The sequence below is a fragment of the Pseudoxanthomonas broegbernensis genome (assembly GCF_014202435.1).
Lineage (GTDB): Bacteria > Pseudomonadota > Gammaproteobacteria > Xanthomonadales > Xanthomonadaceae > Pseudoxanthomonas > Pseudoxanthomonas broegbernensis.
This window is the reverse complement of sequence record NZ_JACHGU010000001.1, coordinates 755,851-772,772: the sequence shown is the minus strand read 5'-3', so window position 1 is coordinate 772,772 and position 16,922 is coordinate 755,851. Positions and strand designations below refer to the sequence as shown.

Here is a 16,922-nt window from a genome sequence, read left to right as displayed (position 1 = left end):
GTCCACGGCCGGCGGGACCGCCCTAGCTCAGGAGCCCGCATGTCCTCCCGCACGCGCAGGTACCTGTCGCAGTTCATCCCCAAGCTGGCCACGGCACTGCACGAAGGCTATGGCTGGCGCGAACTGCGCGCCGATACGGTCGCCGGCCTCACCGTAGCCATCGTCGCCCTGCCGCTGGCCATGGCGCTGGCCATCGCCAGCGGCACGACGCCGGAGAAGGGCCTGTACACCGCCATCATCGCCGGCTTCCTGATCTCGGCGCTGGGCGGCTCGCGGGTGCAGGTCGGCGGACCGACCGCGGCGTTCATCCCGGTGGTGTTCGTGGTGATCGAGCGCTTCGGCTTCGGCGGGCTGGTGCTGTGCACGCTGCTGGCGGGATTGATGCTCATCGCCGCCGGCCTGCTGCGCCTGGGCACGCTGATGAAATACATGCCGCAGCCGGTGATCACCGGCTTCACCGCCGGCATCGCCGTCAGCATCTTCTCCAGTCAGGTCAAGGATGCGCTGGGCCTGCGCATGGAAGCGGTGCCGGCCGAGTTCATCCCGCGCTGGACCGCCTACGCCCAGCACATCGCCACCACGCAGCCGGCCACGGTGGCGCTGACCGTGCTCGGGCTGGCGGTGATCTTCGGCCTGCGCCGCTGGAAGCCGGCCTGGCCCGGCTTCCTGGTCGCGCTGCTGGCATGCACCTTCGCCGCCCTGGCCTTGGCCCTGCCGGCGGAGACCATCGGCAGCCGCTTCGGCGCGCTGCCCTCCGCGCTGCCCGGCTTCCAGGTTCCGCATATCCCGCTGGAGCGCACCCTGGAACTGCTGCCCAGCGCGTTCACCATCGCATTCCTGGCCGGCGTGGAATCGCTGCTGTCGGCCGTGGTGGCCGATGGCATGACCGGCGGCCGCCACCGCTCCAACGGCGAGTTGGTGGCCCAGGGCGTGGCCAACGTCGGTTCCGCGCTGTTCGGCGGGCTGCCGGCCACCGGCGCGATCGCGCGCACGGCCACCAACATCCGCGCCGGCGCGCGCTCGCCGGTGGCCGGGATGCTGCATGCGGCGTTCCTGCTGTTGTTCATGCTGGCCCTGGCGCCGCTGATGCGCTACGTGCCGTTGCCGGCGCTGGCCGCGGTGCTGCTGGTGGTGGCCTGGAACATGAGCGAGCACCAGCATTTCCGGCACACGCTCTCGGCGCCCTGGGGCGACCGCCTGGTGCTGCTGCTGACCTTCGGCCTGACCGTGTTCTTCGACCTGACCGTGGCCATCCAGGCCGGCCTGGCGCTGGCGACGGTGGTCTTCATGCTGCGCATGGCCGAGAGCGTCGAGGTCAGCTCGGGCGAATACGGCGACGACCGGGCCGCGGGCACGCGCGACGACGACGAGACGCAGCGCCTGCACCTGCCCCGCGGGGTGGAGGCGTACCAGATCAGCGGCCCGTTGTTCTTCGGCGCGGCCGACCGCCTGGACAACCTGCTGGACCAGTTGGCCATCGACCCGCCCAAGGTGCTCATCCTGCGCATGCGGCTGGTGCCGATCATCGACGCCTCCGGCGTGCATTCGCTGGAAAACCTCGCCCGGCGCTGCGCCCGGCATGGCATCGCGCTGGTGGTGTCCGGGCTGCAGCCGCAGCCCGACCGCGTGCTGGCCGGCATGGGCTTCGGCGCAGCGCACGCGCAGGTGCGCTTCGCGTCCGACTTCGAGCATGCGCTGCGCCTGGCTGCGCCCCTGGCCGACGCCGGCACGCACCCACCGCCGGCGCAGGGCAGTGCAGAATAGCGGGCATGACCCGCATCCAAGACGATTCCCGGCCCGTCTGCGTCCTCACCATCGCCGGCTCCGACTCCGGCGGCGGCGCCGGCATCCAGGCCGACCTCAAGGCCTTCGCCGCCCACGGCGTGCACGGGCTTTCCGCGCTGGCCGCGCTCACCGCGCAGCACACCCGCGGAGTGACCTCGGTGCACGTGCCGCCGCAGGATTTCCTCGACGCGCAGATCGACGCCTGCTTCGCCGACTTCCGCATCGGCGCGGTCAAGCTGGGGATGCTGGCCAGCGCCGAGGTGATCGGCACGGTGGCGCGCGCGCTGCAGCGCCACCGGCCGCCGCACGTGGTGGTGGACCCGGTGATGGTCGCCACCAGCGGCGCGCGCCTGCTGGAGGAGGATGCGCTCGAGGCGCTGCGCACGCGGCTGCTGCCGCTGGCCACCGTCCTCACCCCCAACCTGCCCGAGGCCGAACTGCTGCTCGGCCGCAGGATCGAGGACCTGCAAGGGATGTCGGCGGCCGCTGCGGCGCTGCGCGCGCTGGGGGCTCCTGCCGTGCTGCTGAAGGGGGGCCACCTGGACGGCACGGACGAGGTGACCGACATCCTGGCCGATGCCGAGGGCGAACAGCACACGGCGCATCCACGCCTGCGCCTGGACGCGCACGGCACTGGCTGCACCCTGGCCTCGGCGGTGGCGGCCAACCTCGCGCGCGGCCTGGCCCTGCGCCAGGCCTGCGCGGCGGCGGTGGACTACGTGCATGCGGCATTGCGCGGCGGCTACCGCCCCGGCCGGAGCGAGGTGGTGGTGCTGGACCACTTCGCGATCATGCCCGGCCGGTGATGGCCGCCACCGGCGACCGCCCCGCCGCCGCCGCCGACGGGCATCGCTGGACGCTGCAGGCGCGCACCCCCGATCGACCGCGCGCGCGCCTGCTGTGGCTGCCCGCGCTGGGCGTGGCCGCGCGCCACTACCTGCCGCTGGCCGAGGCGCTGGCCATGCTCGGCATCGCCACCCACCTGCACGAATGGCGCGGCCACGGCAGCAGTTCGCTGCGGCCGGCGTGCGGGCTGGACTGGGGTTACCGGGAACTGCTGGAGCAGGATCTCCCGGCCAGTGTCGCCTGCCTCCCCGCCGACGGCCGGCCGCTGCTGCTGGGCGGGCACAGCCTGGGCGGCCAACTGGCCTGCTGCTTCGCCGGCCAGGCCACCGTGCCGGTGGCTGGCCTGTGGCTGGTGGCCTCCGGCACGCCCTACTGGCGCAGCTTCCCCGCGCCCCGGCGCTGGCTGCTGCCGCCGGTCTACCGCTTCCTGCCCTGGCTGGCCCGCCGCCAGGGCGTGCTGCACGGCCGGCGCCTGGGCTTCGGCGGGACCGAGGCGCGCAGCCTGATCGCCGACTGGGCGCGGGTCGGCCTCGGCAATCGCTACGTCGCATCCGGTTCGCGGCTGGACCTGGAAGGCGGCATGGCGCGCCTGCGTGCACCGGTTCGCGGCGTGGTACTGGCCGACGACTGGCTGGCGCCGCCCGGCTCCATGCAGGCATTGCTGGACAAGCTTCCCAACGCTCCGCGGGCGATCGTACCGCTGGACGCCGCAGCACTGCGCGCGCCGGCCGACCACTTCGGCTGGATGAGGCGGCCGCATGCCGTGGCCGAGGCCCTGGCCGGGGCGCTTCCCGGCAGCGAAAGATGCCCGGACGATTGACGCCCATGCGAGGCTCCCGCATAATTCCGCGCCTTGAAACGCGCCCGTAGCTCAGCTGGATAGAGTACCTGGCTACGAACCAGGCGGTCGGGAGTTCGAATCTCTCCGGGCGCGCCATTTCTCAAGAGCCGGCGACCGATGTCGCCGGCTTTTTTTTTGTTCTTCGCCCACCCGCGGAGCGCCTCACGCCTCCGCGCTCGTGCAGGAGCCGACTTCAGTCGGCGACCGCCCCGAAGCCCGAAATGGCCGAGCGCACACGGGGCTTGAGGATGGCCAGTCGTCACCCTTGTGGCCCTTGCGTCCGAGTCCCCGCGAACGCCCCCCTCCAGATCCTCCTGCTCGGGCAGGCACAAGCGTTCGATAGGTCACGCACGCCGTCGTCCCCGGTGAACTCCCAGGTTGGTCGAAAGCCCCGGCGTGGGCCGCGAGCCGGCCTGCGACTTCGCCCCCCATTGGCGCGAGACCGGTCCAAGCCGACGAAGGCCCAAAGAAAAACGCCTGCGAATCAGCGATTTGCAGGCGTTTTCAGATGTGGCGGAGTGAGAGGGATTCGAACCCTCGATAGAGCTTTTGACCCTATACTCCCTTAGCAGGGGAGCCCCTTCGGCCTCTCGGGCATCACTCCGTCGGGTTCGCATCGCAGCCGCGATCGCGAGCCGTGAAAGGATACCGTCTGGGCCGTTTTGCGGCAAACGTTTCCTGCTATTCGGCCGGGTCGGCCCCGTCGCCGCCGCCCATTGCCTCGCCGCGCTGGATCCGCTGGTAGATCTCCTCGCGGTGCACGGCCACGTCCTTGGGCGCGGTGATGCCGATCCGCACCTGGTTGCCCTTGACGCCGAGCACGGTGACGGTGATCGAATCGCCGATCATCAGGGTTTCGCCTACTCGGCGGGTCAAAATCAACATTGCGCTATCTCCATGGTGCCGGCGTATCTTCGTCGGCCTGCGCAGGCCGGTGAGAACCTGCGCGTCCACACTTCAGCATACGGTAGGGTTGGGAAATCGTACTGCCCGCCCCGGCGAACCGGCAAGGGGCCCATCCTCGGCTAATCGTGGCCGATTGTCATGAACGTAGGATCACTGCAGGCGTTGACCGACCCACGCAGGAACCTCGTCGAGCACCAGGGCAAGGGCGGGCCCGTCCTCGCCACCACCCTGGGCCAGGTCCGGGCGTCCGCCGCCCTTGCCATTGATACGACCGGCCACATGCGCCAGAAGTTCGCCCGCCTTGACCTTGCCCATTGCAGCGCCGTTCACTCCCGCCACCAGCGCGGCCTTGCCGCCCTGGGCGCCGGCCAAGACGATAACGGCATCGCCTAGCTGTTGCTTGAGGGTGTCCACGGCCTCGCGCAGGCCCTTGGCATCCAGGCCCTCGAGCCTGGCCGCAAGCACCCGGATGCCCTGGACCTGGATCGCGGCGCTGGCCAGGTCGGCGGCCGCGGTGTTGGCCGCCCTGGCCTTGAACGAGTCGATTTCCCGTTCCAGCCGACGGATGCGCTCGGCCAGCGAACGTGCCTTGTCGGCCACGTCGCCGCGGCTGCCGCCCAGTGCGGCGGCGGCTTCGTCCAGGCTGCGCTCCTCGGCGGCCACATGGTCCAGCGCACCCTGCCCGGTGACCGCCTCGATCCGGCGCACGCCGGCCGACACACCTCCCTCGGACACGATCTTGAACAGACCGATGTCGCCGGTGCGGCCGACATGGGTGCCACCGCACAGCTCGACCGACTCGCCCATCTTCACCACGCGCACCCGCTCGCCGTACTTCTCGCCGAACAGCGCCATCGCGCCGATGTCCAGCGCGGACTGCATGTCCATCTGCTGGATCACCACCGGGTGGTTGGCGCGGACCTCGTCGTTGACGAGCCGCTCGATCCGCGCCAGTTCGTCGGCGGCGACCGGATGGAAGTGGGAAAAGTCGAAGCGCAGGCGGTCGGGCGCGACCAGCGAGCCCTTCTGCGCGACGTGGGTGCCGAGCAGGCCGCGCAGCGCGCCGTGCAGCAGGTGGGTGGCCGAGTGGTTGAGCACGATGGTGGCACGGCGCGCGGCGTCGACGCTGCCGGCCAGCACGTCGCCGACCTTCAACCGGCCCTGCTCCATGCGCGCCAGGTGGCCATGGAACTGGCCGGCGAACTTCTGGGTATCGGTGACTTCGAGCCGCACGCCGTCGCCGTCCAGCCGGCCGGTATCGCCGACCTGGCCGCCGGACTCGGCGTAGAACGGGGTGCGGTCGGTGATCACGATGGCCGTGTCGCCCGCCTCCAGCGCATCGACCGGGCGGCCGTCGCGCAGCAGGGCCACGACTTTCAGGCCGTCGGCCCGCAGGGCATCGTAGCCGAGGAACACGGTGGGCTGCAGCGTGGCCACCAGGTCGGCCGGCAACTGCACGCCGCCACCGAACTTGCCGGCCGCGCGCGCGGTTTCGCGCTGCTGCGCCATCGCCGCGTCGAAGCCGGGGACGTCGACGGTCAGGCCGCGCTCGCGCGCGATGTCCTGGGTGAGGTCGAGCGGGAAGCCGTAGGTGTCGTAGAGGCGGAATGCATCCTGGCCGGGAATCGTCCGGCCCGGCGGTGCGGACGCGCCATCACGCGCGTTCGCGGGCACCTCGGTGCCGGGCGCCGGGCCAAGGCCGGCGGCCACCTCCTCGAAGATCTTCATGCCCGCGTCCAGCGTCTCGGCGAAACGCTCCTCCTCGGCCTTGAGCGCGCGCTCGACCAGGGTGCGCGCGGCCGGCAGCTCCGGATAGGCCTCGCCCATCAGGCCGGACAGGGTAGCGACCAACTGGTGGAAGAACGGCTCGCGCACGCCCAGCATCCAGCCGTGGCGCAGGGCGCGACGGATGATCCGGCGCAGCACGTAGCCGCGCCCTTCGTTGGACGGCAGCACGCCGTCGACGATCAGGAACGCGCTGGCGCGGATGTGGTCGGCGATCACCCGCAGCGACTTGTTCTCCAGGTCGGCGGTGCCGGTCAGCTCGGCGGCCCTGCGGATCAGCGCCTGGAACAGGTCGATCTCGTAGTTGCTGTGCACGTGCTGCAGGATCGCCGCCAGCCGCTCCAGGCCCATGCCGGTATCCACGCACGGCGCCGGCAACGGGATCAGGGTGCCGTCGGGCTGGCGGTCGAACTGCATGAACACCAGGTTCCATATCTCGATGAAGCGGTCGCCGTCCTCGTCCGGCGAGCCCGGGGGGCCGCCGGCGATGTGCGCGCCGTGGTCGTAGAAGATCTCGGTGCAGGGGCCGCAGGGGCCGGTTTCAGCCATCTGCCAGAAGTTGTCGGAGGCGTACGGCGCGCCCTTGTTGTCGCCGATGCGCACGATCCGCGCCTCCGGCACGCCGACCATGTCGCGCCACAGCGCATAGGCTTCGTCGTCGTCGTGGTAGACGGTGACCAGCAGGCGCTCGGCCGGCAGCTTCCACACCCCGGTCAGCAGTTCCCAGGCCCAGGCGATGGCGTCCTTCTTGAAGTAGTCGCCGAAGGACCAGTTGCCCAGCATCTCGAAGAAGGTGTGGTGGCGGGCGGTGTAGCCGACCGAGTCCAGGTCGTTGTGCTTGCCGCCGGCGCGCAGGCAGCGCTGGACGTCGGCCGCACGCACGTAGCTGCGCTTCTCCGCGCCCAGGAACACGTCCTTGAACTGGACCATGCCCGAGTTGGTGAACAGCAGGGTCGGGTCGTTGCCGGGCACCAGGGAGGCCGAGGGCACGATGGTGTGGCCCTTGTCCTTGAAGAATTCGAGGAAATCGCCGCGAATGCGGGCGGTGGAATACGGAGTGGAGGCGGTCATCGGGCTGTGGCTGGCGGACGGACGAGTCCGGCCGGAGCACCTGGGCGGCCCGGCGGGACGGAATTCCAACCGGCAAAGGGTATCAGAGCGCGAGGGGCAGCCGCCGGCGGACCTGTCCGGCGGAACCGGCCATGGGCGAATGCGTGGCCGGCGTGGGGGCGCATGCCCCAAGCCTCGCCGGGACACTTGCCCGGGCACTGGCCATCGGCCTGGCAAGCGCAGCCTCAACGCATGCGCGGGGAGTTCAGTCGTCGGGGTCGAAGCGCGTGGCCGCGCGAATGCTGTCGCCATCGAAGCCGCGCCGGGCCAGCAGGTCGGCGGCCTTGCGGCGCTGCGCCAGGTCGGCCGGGCCGCCCTCGCCGTAGCGGCGGCGGACCAGGTCGCGGGCCATCTCGGTCCAGTCGCCCTCGAAGCCGTCCAGGGCCGCCGCGATCGCCTCGCTTCCCAGCCCGTGGGTCGCCAATTCGGCACGGATATAGAGCGGCCCATAGCCGGACCCCGCACGCCCCCGGACCAGCCAGCCCGCGAAGCGGCCATCGTCCTGCCAGCCTTCGCCGGCCAGGCGCTCGACCGTGGCGGCGGCCTCCGTGGCCTCGATTCCGCGCGCGGCGAGTTTGCGGGCCAGTTCCTTGCGCGAATGTTCCCGCCGCACCAGCAGGCCCAGCGCACGCTGTACCGGGGTCGGCGCCGGCCGCGCCCGGCGTCGCCTCGGTCCGCTGGCCTCGGCTGGTGCCGCCGGCCCCATCGGCCCATCGATGGACTCCGGGCCGGCCTCGTCACCCGGACTGTGGGTGGAATCGTCGTTCATGGTTCGCCGCATTCACCGCGTGGTTCGAGCCGGGCCGGGAACGCGCCCGGTCTTGGATGGGTCTTGGATGAATCGTCTGCGCCATGGCGCGAACCGCCGGCCTCGCATGAAGACGTGCGCCGTGCCTGGCGCCTGCCCTCCTGGCCCGCAAGGGCCGCTTCCCCGCCGCTGCGCCACTGACAACGCCCCGGCGGGGAAGCGGACACCTGTTTGCCTCGTCGGCCTGCCGGTCGCCCTCGGCTTACTCGCTGGCAGCCACTTCGTCGCGCGCCGCCTCTTCGGGCTGGAACTTCTCGCGCAGTTCGGCTTCGATCTTGGCCGCCACCGCCGGGTTCTCGCGCAGGTACTGGCGCGCGTTGTCCTTGCCCTGGCCGATGCGCTCGGAGCCGTAGCTGTACCAGGCCCCCGCCTTGTCCACGAGCTTGGCTTCCACGCCCATGTCGATCAATTCGCTCTCGCGGCTGATGCCTTCGCCATACAGGATCTCGGTGATGACCTGCTTGAAGGGGGGCGCCATCTTGTTCTTGACCACCTTGATCCGGGTCTGATTGCCGATGATCTCGTCGCCCTTCTTGATCGCGCCGATGCGGCGGATGTCCAGGCGCACCGAGGCGTAGAACTTCAGCGCATTGCCGCCGGTGGTGGTTTCCGGGCTCTGGCCCGGCATCATCACGCCGATCTTGTGGCGCAACTGGTTGATGAAGACCACCAGGGTGTTGGAGCGCTTGATGTTGCCGGTGAGCTTGCGCAGGGCCTGGCTCATCAGACGGGCCTGGAGACCGGGGAGTTGGTCGCCCATCTCGCCCTCGATCTCGGCCTTGGGGGTGAGTGCGGCGACCGAGTCGATCACCACGATGTCGACCGACCCGGAGCGCACCAGCATGTCGGCGATTTCCAGCGCCTGCTCGCCGGTATCGGGCTGGGACAGCAGCAGGTCGTCGACGTTGACGCCCAGCTTGGCCGCATAGATCGGGTCCAGCGCATGCTCGGCGTCGATGAAGGCGGCGGTGCCGCCCAGCTTCTGGCACTGGGCGATGGCCTGCAGGGTGAGGGTGGTCTTGCCCGAGGATTCCGGCCCGTAGACCTCGACCACGCGGCCCTTCGGCAGGCCGCCGATGCCCAGGGCGATATCCAGCATCAGCGAGCCGGTGGGAATCACCTCGGCCGCCTCGATCACGCGATCGCCCATGCGCATCACCGACCCCTTGCCGAACTGTTTCTCGATCTGGCTCAGGGCGGCGGCAAGGGCGCGCTTCTTGTTCTCGTCCATCGTGGTGGTCCTCGGTGTCAGTGGTGTGGGGCGGAGTGTGGAAAGGGGTGATCGCACAGGCTGCGACGACCGGCAACAGGACCGAAACTAGCCTGCGCGGCGGTACCGGCGCATCGCCGCGCGGCCCGCGCCGCTGTCGGAAAACGCCGCGATGCGGCAGGCCGGTGGCGGAAGCGCGGCGGCGCCATCAGCGGTTGGGCCGGACCAGGCCGCAGTACAGGCCTTCGATGGCGAAGTCCTGGTCCGGCAGCACGTCGATCGGCGCATAGTCCGGGTTGCGCGGCAGCAGGCGGATGCGGTCCTTGCCGATCTTCAGCAGCTTGACCGTGATCTCTTCGTCCACCCGCGCCACCACGATCTGGCCCGAGCGCGCCTCGCGGGTACGGTGCACGCCGATCAGGTCGCCGTCGAAGATGCCCTCGTCCCGCATCGAGTCGCCCTCCACCTTGAGCAGGTAGTCCGGCGCGGGCGAGAACAGCACCCGGTCCAGCACCAGGAAGCGCTCGGCCAGGTCGGCCGGCGCGTCGGCGCCGATCGGCGTGCCGGCGGCGACCCGGCCCAGCACCGGCAGGCGCAGGGCGTCGTCGTCCACCGCGGCCGGCAGGTCCAGCCTGGCCTGAGGCGACGGCGGCGCCACCTTCAGGCGGATGCCGCGCGCCCGGCCCGGCAGGCGCTCGATCGCTCCGGCGGCCTCCAGCGCCTCCAGGTGGTACTGCGCGGCACGCACGCCCTTGAAGCCGAGCGCCCGGGCGATCTCGGTCTGCGAAGGCGGCATGCCCTCGATCTCGATGCGCTCGGCGATGAGGGCGAGGATGGCCTGCTGGGTGTCGGTCAGGTTCATGGTTAGTAGTAATACTACTAACGAGACAAGGAGCGCAACCCCTCCGCGGGCCCGGCCGATGGCCAAGCGGCCGGCACGGCCATGGATGAGGCCTGGGAATCACGGCGGCATGGTCCACCAGCGACGCGCCTTCGCAGGAGCGGCTTGTGGCGGAACGGCCCAGAGGGGGTCAGGGTGATGGCGGTCGCCGGCTGAAGCGGGCTCCTGCACCACATGCACCTCCGGCTCTGTGGGAGCCGGCTTCAGTCGGCGACGAGGCCACCCAGCCGGGAGCGGCAGGCACGTCGCACGGCGGGAACCGGCCATGCCATCTCCCGCCAAGGCGATGAGGCGAGGCGCGACGGAACATCACCCTCGTACCGACGCAAGCTTTGAGCGGGAAATCGAGGGAATTGCCGCCTCCCCGCTCCGGTCCTAGCGCCGCCCGCTGCGCCAGATCGACAGCAGGATCCAGATGCCGCACAACGCCGCGCCGACGAAGCCGAGCACGCCCAGCGCCAGCAGCCAGCGGCTGGGCACCCCGCCGCCGGCGCTGTGCATCACGATGGACGAACCGATCACCAGCGCCGCAGTGACCACGCCCATGGTCAGCCGGTTGGCGGCGCGGTCGACCTGGTCGCCGAAGGCCTTGAGCGTGGTCACTTCCATCTGCATGTGCAGGCGTCCGCGACGCGCAGCGCGCAGCAGGCGGCGCAATTCGCGCGGCATGTCGCCGGCCAGTTCCAGCGCCTGCAGCGCGCTGCGCCGGCCGCGGCGCAGCAGCGCCCGCGGCGACCAGTGCGCCAGCAGCGCGCGCTCCACGTACGGCCGCGCGGCGCTGGCCATGTCGAAGTCCGGGTCCAGTTGCCGGCCCAGGCCTTCCAGGGTCAGGAAGGCCTTGATCATCAGCGCCAGGTCCGGCGGCAGGCTCAGGCCGTGGTCGCGCAGGATGGCGGTCACGTCGGCCAGCATCGCGCCCATGCGCAGGTCCTTCAGCGGCACCCCGCGGTACTGGTCGACGAAGGCGCCGATGTCGGCCTGGAGCCGCGACTCCTCCAGTTCGCCACCTCCCTCGCCCCATTCCAGGAGCACGTCGGCGACCGCGCCGGCCTCGCGCTCGACCAGGCCGTGGAGCAACTGCACGATCTGGAAGCGGCGCCGCTCCGATACGCGCCCCACCATGCCGAAATCGATCACGCCGATGCGTTCGCCCGGCAGGTAGAAGATGTTGCCCGGGTGCGGGTCGGCATGGAAGAAACCGTCCTCCAGCACCATCTTCAGGACGATGCCCGCGCCGGCCCGGGCCAGCCGCCGCCGGTCGAGGCCGGCCGCGTCCACCGCGGCCAGGTCGCGGCCGGGAATGCCGTCGAGGAAGTCCTGCACGTTGAGCCGTTCGCAGGTCCATTGCCAGTGCACGCGCGGCACGACGATCCCCGCGCGGCCGGCGAAGTTGGCGGCGATGCGCTCGGCGTTGCGGCACTCGGCGGCGAAGTCCAGCTCGCGGCGCAGCGACAGGGTGAATTCGTGCACCACCTGGGCCGGCCGGTAGCGGCGCAGGTCCGGCGCGCGGGTCTCGACGATCTCGGCCAGGCGGGCCAGCAGGCGCAGGTCGGCCTCGACCGTGTCGCGGATGCCGGGGCGCCGGACCTTCAGCACCACCGCGGTGCCGTCGGCCAGCCAGGCGCGGTGCGCCTGCGCCAGCGAGGCGGCCGCCAGGGGGGTCTCCTCCAGGCGGGCGAACACCGCTTCCGGCTCGGCGCCCAGATCCTCGACCAGTTGCGGCCGCACGCGCTCGAACGGCAGCGCCGGCACCGCGTTCTGCAACTTGCCCAGTTCGGCGATCCATTCCGGCGCCAGCAGGTCCACGCGGGTGGCCAGCACCTGCCCGAGCTTGACGAAGGTCGGCCCCAGTTCCTCCAGCACGCGGCGCACGCGCTCGGGCGGCGCCATGTGCGCCATCGCCTCGGGGTCCTGCCAGTGCAGCAGGCGCCCGGCTTTCTCCAGGGTGCCGGCCAGGCCGATGCGGCGGACCAGGTCGCCGAAGCCGTAGCGGATCAGGACCGAGGCGATCTCCTGCAGCCGGCCCAGGTCGCGGACGGTGCCCAGGGTCTCCCACATCAGGCGTTCACCTCCGCGCGGGCCGGGAAGGCGGCCGTGCTCACGGCAGCAACCCGGCGATGCCTTGCAGCGCGCGGTCGACGGTCTGGCGCCGCACCGCCTCGCGGTCGCCATGGAAATGGAACACCTGCGCGTGGGCGTAGCCGCCGCGGCGCTTCCAGGCGATCCACACCGTGCCCACCGGCTTGTCCTCGCTGCCGCCGCCGGGGCCGGCGATGCCGGTCACCGCCACCGCCACGCTGGCGCCGGAGTACACCAGTGCGCCGGAGACCATCTCGATCGCCGTCTCGCGGCTGACCGCGCCGTGTTCCTCCAGGGTCTGCGGGCGTACGCCGAGCAGGCCCTGCTTGGCTTCGTAGCTGTAGACCACCATGCCGCAATCGAACCAGTCCGAGGAGCCGGCGATGTCGGTCAGGCACTTGGCGATCCAGCCGCCGGTGCAGCTCTCGGCGGTGACCAGGCGTTCGCGCGCGGCGCCCAGGCGCTCGGCCAGGCGCTCGGCCTGTTCGCGCAGTTGCGCGTCGGAGGGATCGTGCATCGGGCGTGGCCGGAATGGAATGGCGACCGTTTTAGCCCAAACGGCCGCGCCTGTCTGCCCGTGAACGGACCGGGGCCGCCGCAGCGGCCCCGCCCTTCTTGCCCGCCCTCCCCCGCAGCGGCCCGGCGCGCGGCTTCAGTAGCGCACGCGCAAGGTCATCCCGTACAGCCGCGGCGCGCCGAGGAAGGCGTTCCACGAACCGGCCTGGATCGGGGCGTCGATGCCGACCTGCTTGTAGGTCTCGTCGGTCAGGTTCTGGCCCCAGAACTCCAGCATCCAGCGCTGGTCGCGGGCGCCGATGCCCAGGCGCGCGTTGACCAGGGTGTAGGCGTCCTGCGCCTTCTGCGGGTCCAGGTCCGAGCCGGTGTTGTAGTCGGACATGTACTTGGCGCCGATGTTGAAGCGCCCCTGCAGGCTGCCGCCGATGTCCCACCGGTAGGTGACCGAAGCATTGCCCGACCACTTCGGCGCGAAGCTCATCTGGTTGCCCGGCAGCAGGGCCAGGTCGGCATCGGGCAGCGGGTCGTCGCCGTACTCGGTCTCGGCATAGGTGAAGCCGCCCTGCAGCGACAGGCCGTCGACGCCGGTCTGCCACATCAGTTCCGCGTCCACGCCCTTGGAGACGACTTCCGGGATCGAGCGCACCACGAAGCTGGTGCCCAGGAAGCTGTTGAGCTGGAAGTTCTCGTAGGTCTGGTGGAACAGGGCCGCGTTCAGCAGCAGGTTGCCGTCGGCCCAGGTGGTCTTGGCGCCGATCTCGTAGCTGTCCACGAACTCGCCCGGGAAGGAGGTGTCGTCCACCGGCGCGATGCCCTGGGTGCCGCTGGACAGGCCATTGGAGGACTGCACCCGGTCCAGGTTGAAGCCGCCGGCCTTGTAGCCGCGGGCGGCCGAGACGTAGGTCATCACGTCGCCGGACCAGTTGTAGGCCAGCTTCAGCGTGCCGGACCATTCCTTCTCGGTGCGCGACTGGTCCACGTTGCGGCCATGGTGGGCGATGTTGGCCCAGGGCAGGCACATGTAGCCGGCGATCGACGGCGCCACCGCCGGCACCAGCGCGCCCAGCAACTGCTGCTGCAGCGCCGGCGGCAGGCTGGCGAACCCATTGATGCGCTGGGCCAGCGCCCCGCCCACCCGTGCAGCCGGGTTGGCCAGGGTGGCCGCGCAGGCGGCACTGCCGTTGGGATTGGTGTAGGCCGAGCGCAATTCCTTCTTCTCGTGGGTGTAGCGCAGGCCCACGGTCAGGTCCAGCGCGTCGGTGGCGTGCCAGGTGTTGTTGGTGAAGATCGCCGCGCTGCGTGCGTTCTGCTCGTGGCGGTCCAGCGCGCCCAGCCCGGTGTAGTTGCTGCCGAACGGCTGCCCGCTGACCTGGGAAAGGAAGGTCGCCGGGCCGGCCTGGTTCACGCTCAGGCCCAGCGGCGCCAGTTGCGCGGCGACGCCCGCCAGGACCTGGCTGCCGACCAGGGTCGACAGGTAGGGCTCGTAGGCCGCGCCGTAGCGATAGCTCTCGTTGCGGTCCAGGTCCTCGTCCGAATAGAACACGCCCACCATCCAGTCCACCCGCTCGCTGGAACCGGTGAGACGCAGTTCCTGGCTGAAGGTGCTGAACTTGGTCAGCGACTCGTCCTCGTCCGGCGCGCGGTAGAGCACGTCGGCCGCGCTGTAGTCGAAGTCCAGGCCGTTGATCGCCTGCCAGTCGCGCCAGGCCGTGATCGAGGTCAGCACCGCCTCGCTGGCCCAGGGCGTGTTCCAGTTCACTTCGGCCTGGACGCCCTTGTCCTTGATGTCCTGCTCGGTGCTGCGGTTGGCGTAGGCGAGCCGGCGCTCAGGATCGGGCGCCGGGATCACGCCTTCGCCACCGGCCAGCGCATCGATGATGGCCGCGGTCGGGCCGCGGTGGGTGGTCACGGTGACGCAGCAGTTCTCCTCGCGGCTGGTGAAATCGGCGGAGAGGTTGACCTCGACGTCCGCCGACGGCTCCCACAGCAACTGGCCGCGCAGGGTGTGGAAGTTCTGGTCGCCGTCGTCGGTGCCGGTGCGCGGGCCGGCGCCGGTACGGACCGCGTCCACGCCGTCGCGCTTGCGCTTGGCCGCGTAGATGCGCACCGCCGAGTTCTCGCCCAGCGCATCGTTGTAGGCGCCTGAGGCGCCGATCGCGCCATGGTTGCCCACGGTGATCTCGGCCTCGGCGCTCTGGGTGTAGCTGGGCTTGCGGGTGACCACGTTGATCACGCCGGCCGAGGTGTTCTTGCCGAACACCGTGCCCTGCGGGCCCTTGAGCACCTCGATCCGCTCCAGTTCGCCCAGGTCGGTGAAGCCGACGCTGTTGCGCGGCCGGTAGACGCCGTCGATGACCACACCGACCGAGGATTCCAGCCCCGCGTTGTCGCCCACCGTGCCGATGCCGCGGATGCGCGCGGTGGTCTGCGCCGCGCTCTGGGTGCTGGTGACGGTCAGGCCCGGGACCAGCACCTGCAGGTCCTTGATGTCGCGCACCCCGGTGTCCTGCAACAACTGCTCGCCGAGCACGTTGACCACGATCGGCACTTCCTGCAGCGCCTGCTCGCGCTTCTGCGCGGTCACGGTCAGCCCCGACAGGGTGACGGGCTTGTCGGCCTGCGCATCCTGCGCTTGCGACTGTTCCTGGGCGTGCGCGGCCGGCGTCGCGGCCAGGCTGGACAAGGCGGCGATCACCGCGATCGCCAGTCCTGTTTGTTGCAGAGTTCCACAAGCCATGTCCACTTCCCTCGTGTTGTGATGGCAGATACGTCTGCTGGTTCCTGGGGGCGTTCCTCTCTTCCGGGCGGCCACCGCAGGGCCGCAATCCGTTACATGGACGTTAGACTGCCTGCACATCCGCCGCATCTTGCATTGCGGCGATACGCCGATGCGCGTTTAGGGATGGAGGGCGCGGCGGGCCGGGTCAGTGCGCCCCGTCGCCGCAGCCGGCGCAGTGCGCCTCGTCGGCGGCCTCCATCTGCAGGGTCACGTGGGCGATGCGATGGCGCTGCACCAGCATGCCTTCCAGCTCGCGGCGCACGGCGACCGCATCGGCGCCGGCGGCCACCACCACGTGCGCGGTCATCGCCGGCGTGCTCGATGCCAGCGCCCATACGTGCAGGTCGTGCAGGCCGCTCACGCGCGGGTGCGCCTGGACGTCGGCGCGCACGGCCGCCAGGTCCACGCCGCGCGGCACGCCCTCCATGAGCACGTTCAGCGCCTCGCGCACCAGCACCCAGGTGCGCGGCAGCACCCACAGGCCGATCAGCACCGCCAGCAGCGGGTCCACCCACAGCCACCCGGTCAGGCCGATGACGATGGCGGCCACGATCACCGCCAGCGAGCCGAGCATGTCGCTCCACACCTCCAGGTAGGCGCCCTTGAGGTTCAGGCTCTGCCCGCTGCCGGCGTGCAGCAGCCGCATCGCCACCAGGTTGCAGGCCAGGCCGACCACGGCCACGCCGAGCATGCCCATGCTCGCCACCGGCAGCGGGGAACGGAACCGGTGCCATGCCTCCCACAGGATGTAGCCGGCCAGCAGGAACAGCAGGCCGCCGTTGGCCAGCGCGCCCAGCGCCTCGAAGCGCGCATAGCCGTAGGTCCGGCGCGCGTCGGGCGGCCGCCGCGCCAGCCGTACCGCCACCAGCGCGATCGCCAGCGCCAGGGTATCGGTGGCCATGTGCGCCGCGTCCGACAGCAGCGCCAGGCTGTTGGTCAGCCAGGCGCCGACGGCCTCGGCGACCAGGACCGTGGCGGTCAGGCCCAGCGCCCACCACAGCGGGCGCTCGTAGCGGATCTCCGAGGGCACGTGGCTGTGCCCGCCCGGGCCATGGTGGTGGCCGGCATGGCCATGCCCGTGGGGAGGGTCGCGATCGTGTTCGTGGCGGGGGTCGTGGACGGCGCTCATGTTTCCGACTATCGGCCAGGGACATGGCCGGAGACTATTACAGCGGGCGTCGCCACGACCCGGCCATGGAGTTTCCAGGCGCGCGAACCGACGAAGCGCTCCCGGCGCCTGGCGGGGCATCGAATAATGTCCCGGGGATTATCGCCGGGCCATTGCCGCGAAGCGACATCGCCCGCCCATGAAACGCGGGAATACGGCCGCCCCCGGCGATGGCCGCAACGGAAAAA

General features: G+C 70.8%; 12 protein-coding genes and 2 tRNA genes. 4 read left to right on the top strand and 10 right to left on the bottom strand.

The window, feature by feature from the left end; translation table 11 throughout:
* Window positions 1–39: 39 nt before the first annotated feature.
* From HNR76_RS03345 to HNR76_RS03330, 4 genes are all read left to right on the top strand, one after another.
* Window positions 40–1,764 carry a SulP family inorganic anion transporter gene (locus HNR76_RS03345; protein ID WP_162311473.1) on the top strand — a complete coding sequence of 575 codons (1,725 nt, stop codon included), beginning with the start codon at window positions 40–42 and terminating at the stop codon, window positions 1,762–1,764.
* 5 nt (window positions 1,765–1,769) lie between these two features.
* The gene (thiD, locus tag HNR76_RS03340) at window positions 1,770–2,591 is read left to right on the top strand and encodes a bifunctional hydroxymethylpyrimidine kinase/phosphomethylpyrimidine kinase (protein ID WP_162311472.1); all 822 of its coding nucleotides are present in this window, start codon (window positions 1,770–1,772) and stop codon (window positions 2,589–2,591) included.
* Window positions 2,591–3,451 carry an alpha/beta hydrolase family protein gene (locus HNR76_RS03335; RefSeq protein WP_162311492.1) on the top strand — a complete coding sequence of 287 codons (861 nt, stop codon included), beginning with the start codon at window positions 2,591–2,593 and terminating at the stop codon, window positions 3,449–3,451. Before thiD ends, HNR76_RS03335 begins: the two co-directional genes overlap by 1 nt.
* A gap of 40 nt (window positions 3,452–3,491) precedes the next feature.
* Window positions 3,492–3,568 (top strand) — tRNA-Arg (locus tag HNR76_RS03330).
* A 415-nt stretch (window positions 3,569–3,983) separates the two neighbouring features.
* On the opposite strand, the gene HNR76_RS03325 is transcribed toward HNR76_RS03330, so the two are convergent.
* From HNR76_RS03325 to HNR76_RS03280, 10 genes are all read right to left on the bottom strand, one after another.
* Window positions 3,984–4,076 (bottom strand) — tRNA-Ser (locus HNR76_RS03325).
* A gap of 77 nt (window positions 4,077–4,153) precedes the next feature.
* On the bottom strand, window positions 4,154–4,357 hold the full coding sequence (csrA, locus tag HNR76_RS03320) for a carbon storage regulator CsrA (RefSeq protein ID WP_162311471.1): 204 nt from the start codon (window positions 4,355–4,357) through the stop codon (window positions 4,154–4,156).
* A 171-nt stretch (window positions 4,358–4,528) separates the two neighbouring features.
* Window positions 4,529–7,234 (bottom strand): alanine--tRNA ligase, encoded by a 2,706-nt coding sequence (gene alaS / locus HNR76_RS03315; RefSeq protein WP_162311470.1) that lies wholly within the window; start codon window positions 7,232–7,234, stop codon window positions 4,529–4,531.
* Between the two features lie 244 nt (window positions 7,235–7,478).
* Window positions 7,479–7,979 (bottom strand): recombination regulator RecX, encoded by a 501-nt coding sequence (gene recX / locus HNR76_RS03310; RefSeq protein WP_162311491.1) that lies wholly within the window; start codon window positions 7,977–7,979, stop codon window positions 7,479–7,481.
* 304 nt (window positions 7,980–8,283) lie between these two features.
* Entirely contained in the window at window positions 8,284–9,312 is a 1,029-nt protein-coding gene (recA, locus tag HNR76_RS03305) for a recombinase RecA (RefSeq protein ID WP_162311469.1), read from the bottom strand.
* Between the two features lie 187 nt (window positions 9,313–9,499).
* A complete protein-coding gene (gene lexA, locus HNR76_RS03300; protein ID WP_162311468.1) occupies window positions 9,500–10,153 on the bottom strand; it encodes a transcriptional repressor LexA in 654 nt (217 codons plus the stop codon).
* Window positions 10,154–10,567: 414 nt separating this feature from the next.
* On the bottom strand, window positions 10,568–12,250 hold the full coding sequence (gene ubiB / locus HNR76_RS03295; RefSeq protein WP_162311467.1) for a 2-polyprenylphenol 6-hydroxylase: 1,683 nt from the start codon (window positions 12,248–12,250) through the stop codon (window positions 10,568–10,570).
* Between the two features lie 40 nt (window positions 12,251–12,290).
* Window positions 12,291–12,788, bottom strand: a complete 498-nt coding sequence (locus tag HNR76_RS03290; RefSeq protein ID WP_162311466.1) for a CinA family protein — start codon at window positions 12,786–12,788, stop codon at window positions 12,291–12,293.
* A 135-nt stretch (window positions 12,789–12,923) separates the two neighbouring features.
* On the bottom strand, window positions 12,924–15,524 hold the full coding sequence (locus tag HNR76_RS03285) for a TonB-dependent receptor (protein WP_162311465.1): 2,601 nt from the start codon (window positions 15,522–15,524) through the stop codon (window positions 12,924–12,926).
* Window positions 15,525–15,711: 187 nt separating this feature from the next.
* Complete coding sequence (locus tag HNR76_RS03280; protein ID WP_162311464.1) at window positions 15,712–16,695, bottom strand: cation diffusion facilitator family transporter; 984 nt, start codon at window positions 16,693–16,695, stop codon at window positions 15,712–15,714.
* Window positions 16,696–16,922 lie beyond the last annotated feature (227 nt).

Excerpts from the sequence above, each read along its gene's own strand:
- HNR76_RS03345 (WP_162311473.1), top strand. The coding sequence starts at position 40 with ATGTCCTCCCGCACGCGCAGGTACCTGTCGCAGTTCATCCCCAAGCTG.
- thiD (WP_162311472.1), top strand. The coding sequence starts at position 1,770 with ATGACCCGCATCCAAGACGATTCCCGGCCCGTCTGCGTCCTCACCATC.
- HNR76_RS03335 (WP_162311492.1), top strand. The coding sequence starts at position 2,591 with ATGGCCGCCACCGGCGACCGCCCCGCCGCCGCCGCCGACGGGCATCGC.
- csrA (WP_162311471.1), bottom strand. The coding sequence starts at position 4,357 with ATGTTGATTTTGACCCGCCGAGTAGGCGAAACCCTGATGATCGGCGAT.
- alaS (WP_162311470.1), bottom strand. The coding sequence starts at position 7,234 with ATGACCGCCTCCACTCCGTATTCCACCGCCCGCATTCGCGGCGATTTC.
- recX (WP_162311491.1), bottom strand. The coding sequence starts at position 7,979 with ATGGGGCCGGCGGCACCAGCCGAGGCCAGCGGACCGAGGCGACGCCGG.
- recA (WP_162311469.1), bottom strand. The coding sequence starts at position 9,312 with ATGGACGAGAACAAGAAGCGCGCCCTTGCCGCCGCCCTGAGCCAGATC.
- lexA (WP_162311468.1), bottom strand. The coding sequence starts at position 10,153 with ATGAACCTGACCGACACCCAGCAGGCCATCCTCGCCCTCATCGCCGAG.
- ubiB (WP_162311467.1), bottom strand. The coding sequence starts at position 12,250 with ATGTGGGAGACCCTGGGCACCGTCCGCGACCTGGGCCGGCTGCAGGAG.
- HNR76_RS03290 (WP_162311466.1), bottom strand. The coding sequence starts at position 12,788 with ATGCACGATCCCTCCGACGCGCAACTGCGCGAACAGGCCGAGCGCCTG.
- HNR76_RS03285 (WP_162311465.1), bottom strand. The coding sequence starts at position 15,524 with ATGGCTTGTGGAACTCTGCAACAAACAGGACTGGCGATCGCGGTGATC.
- HNR76_RS03280 (WP_162311464.1), bottom strand. The coding sequence starts at position 16,695 with ATGAGCGCCGTCCACGACCCCCGCCACGAACACGATCGCGACCCTCCC.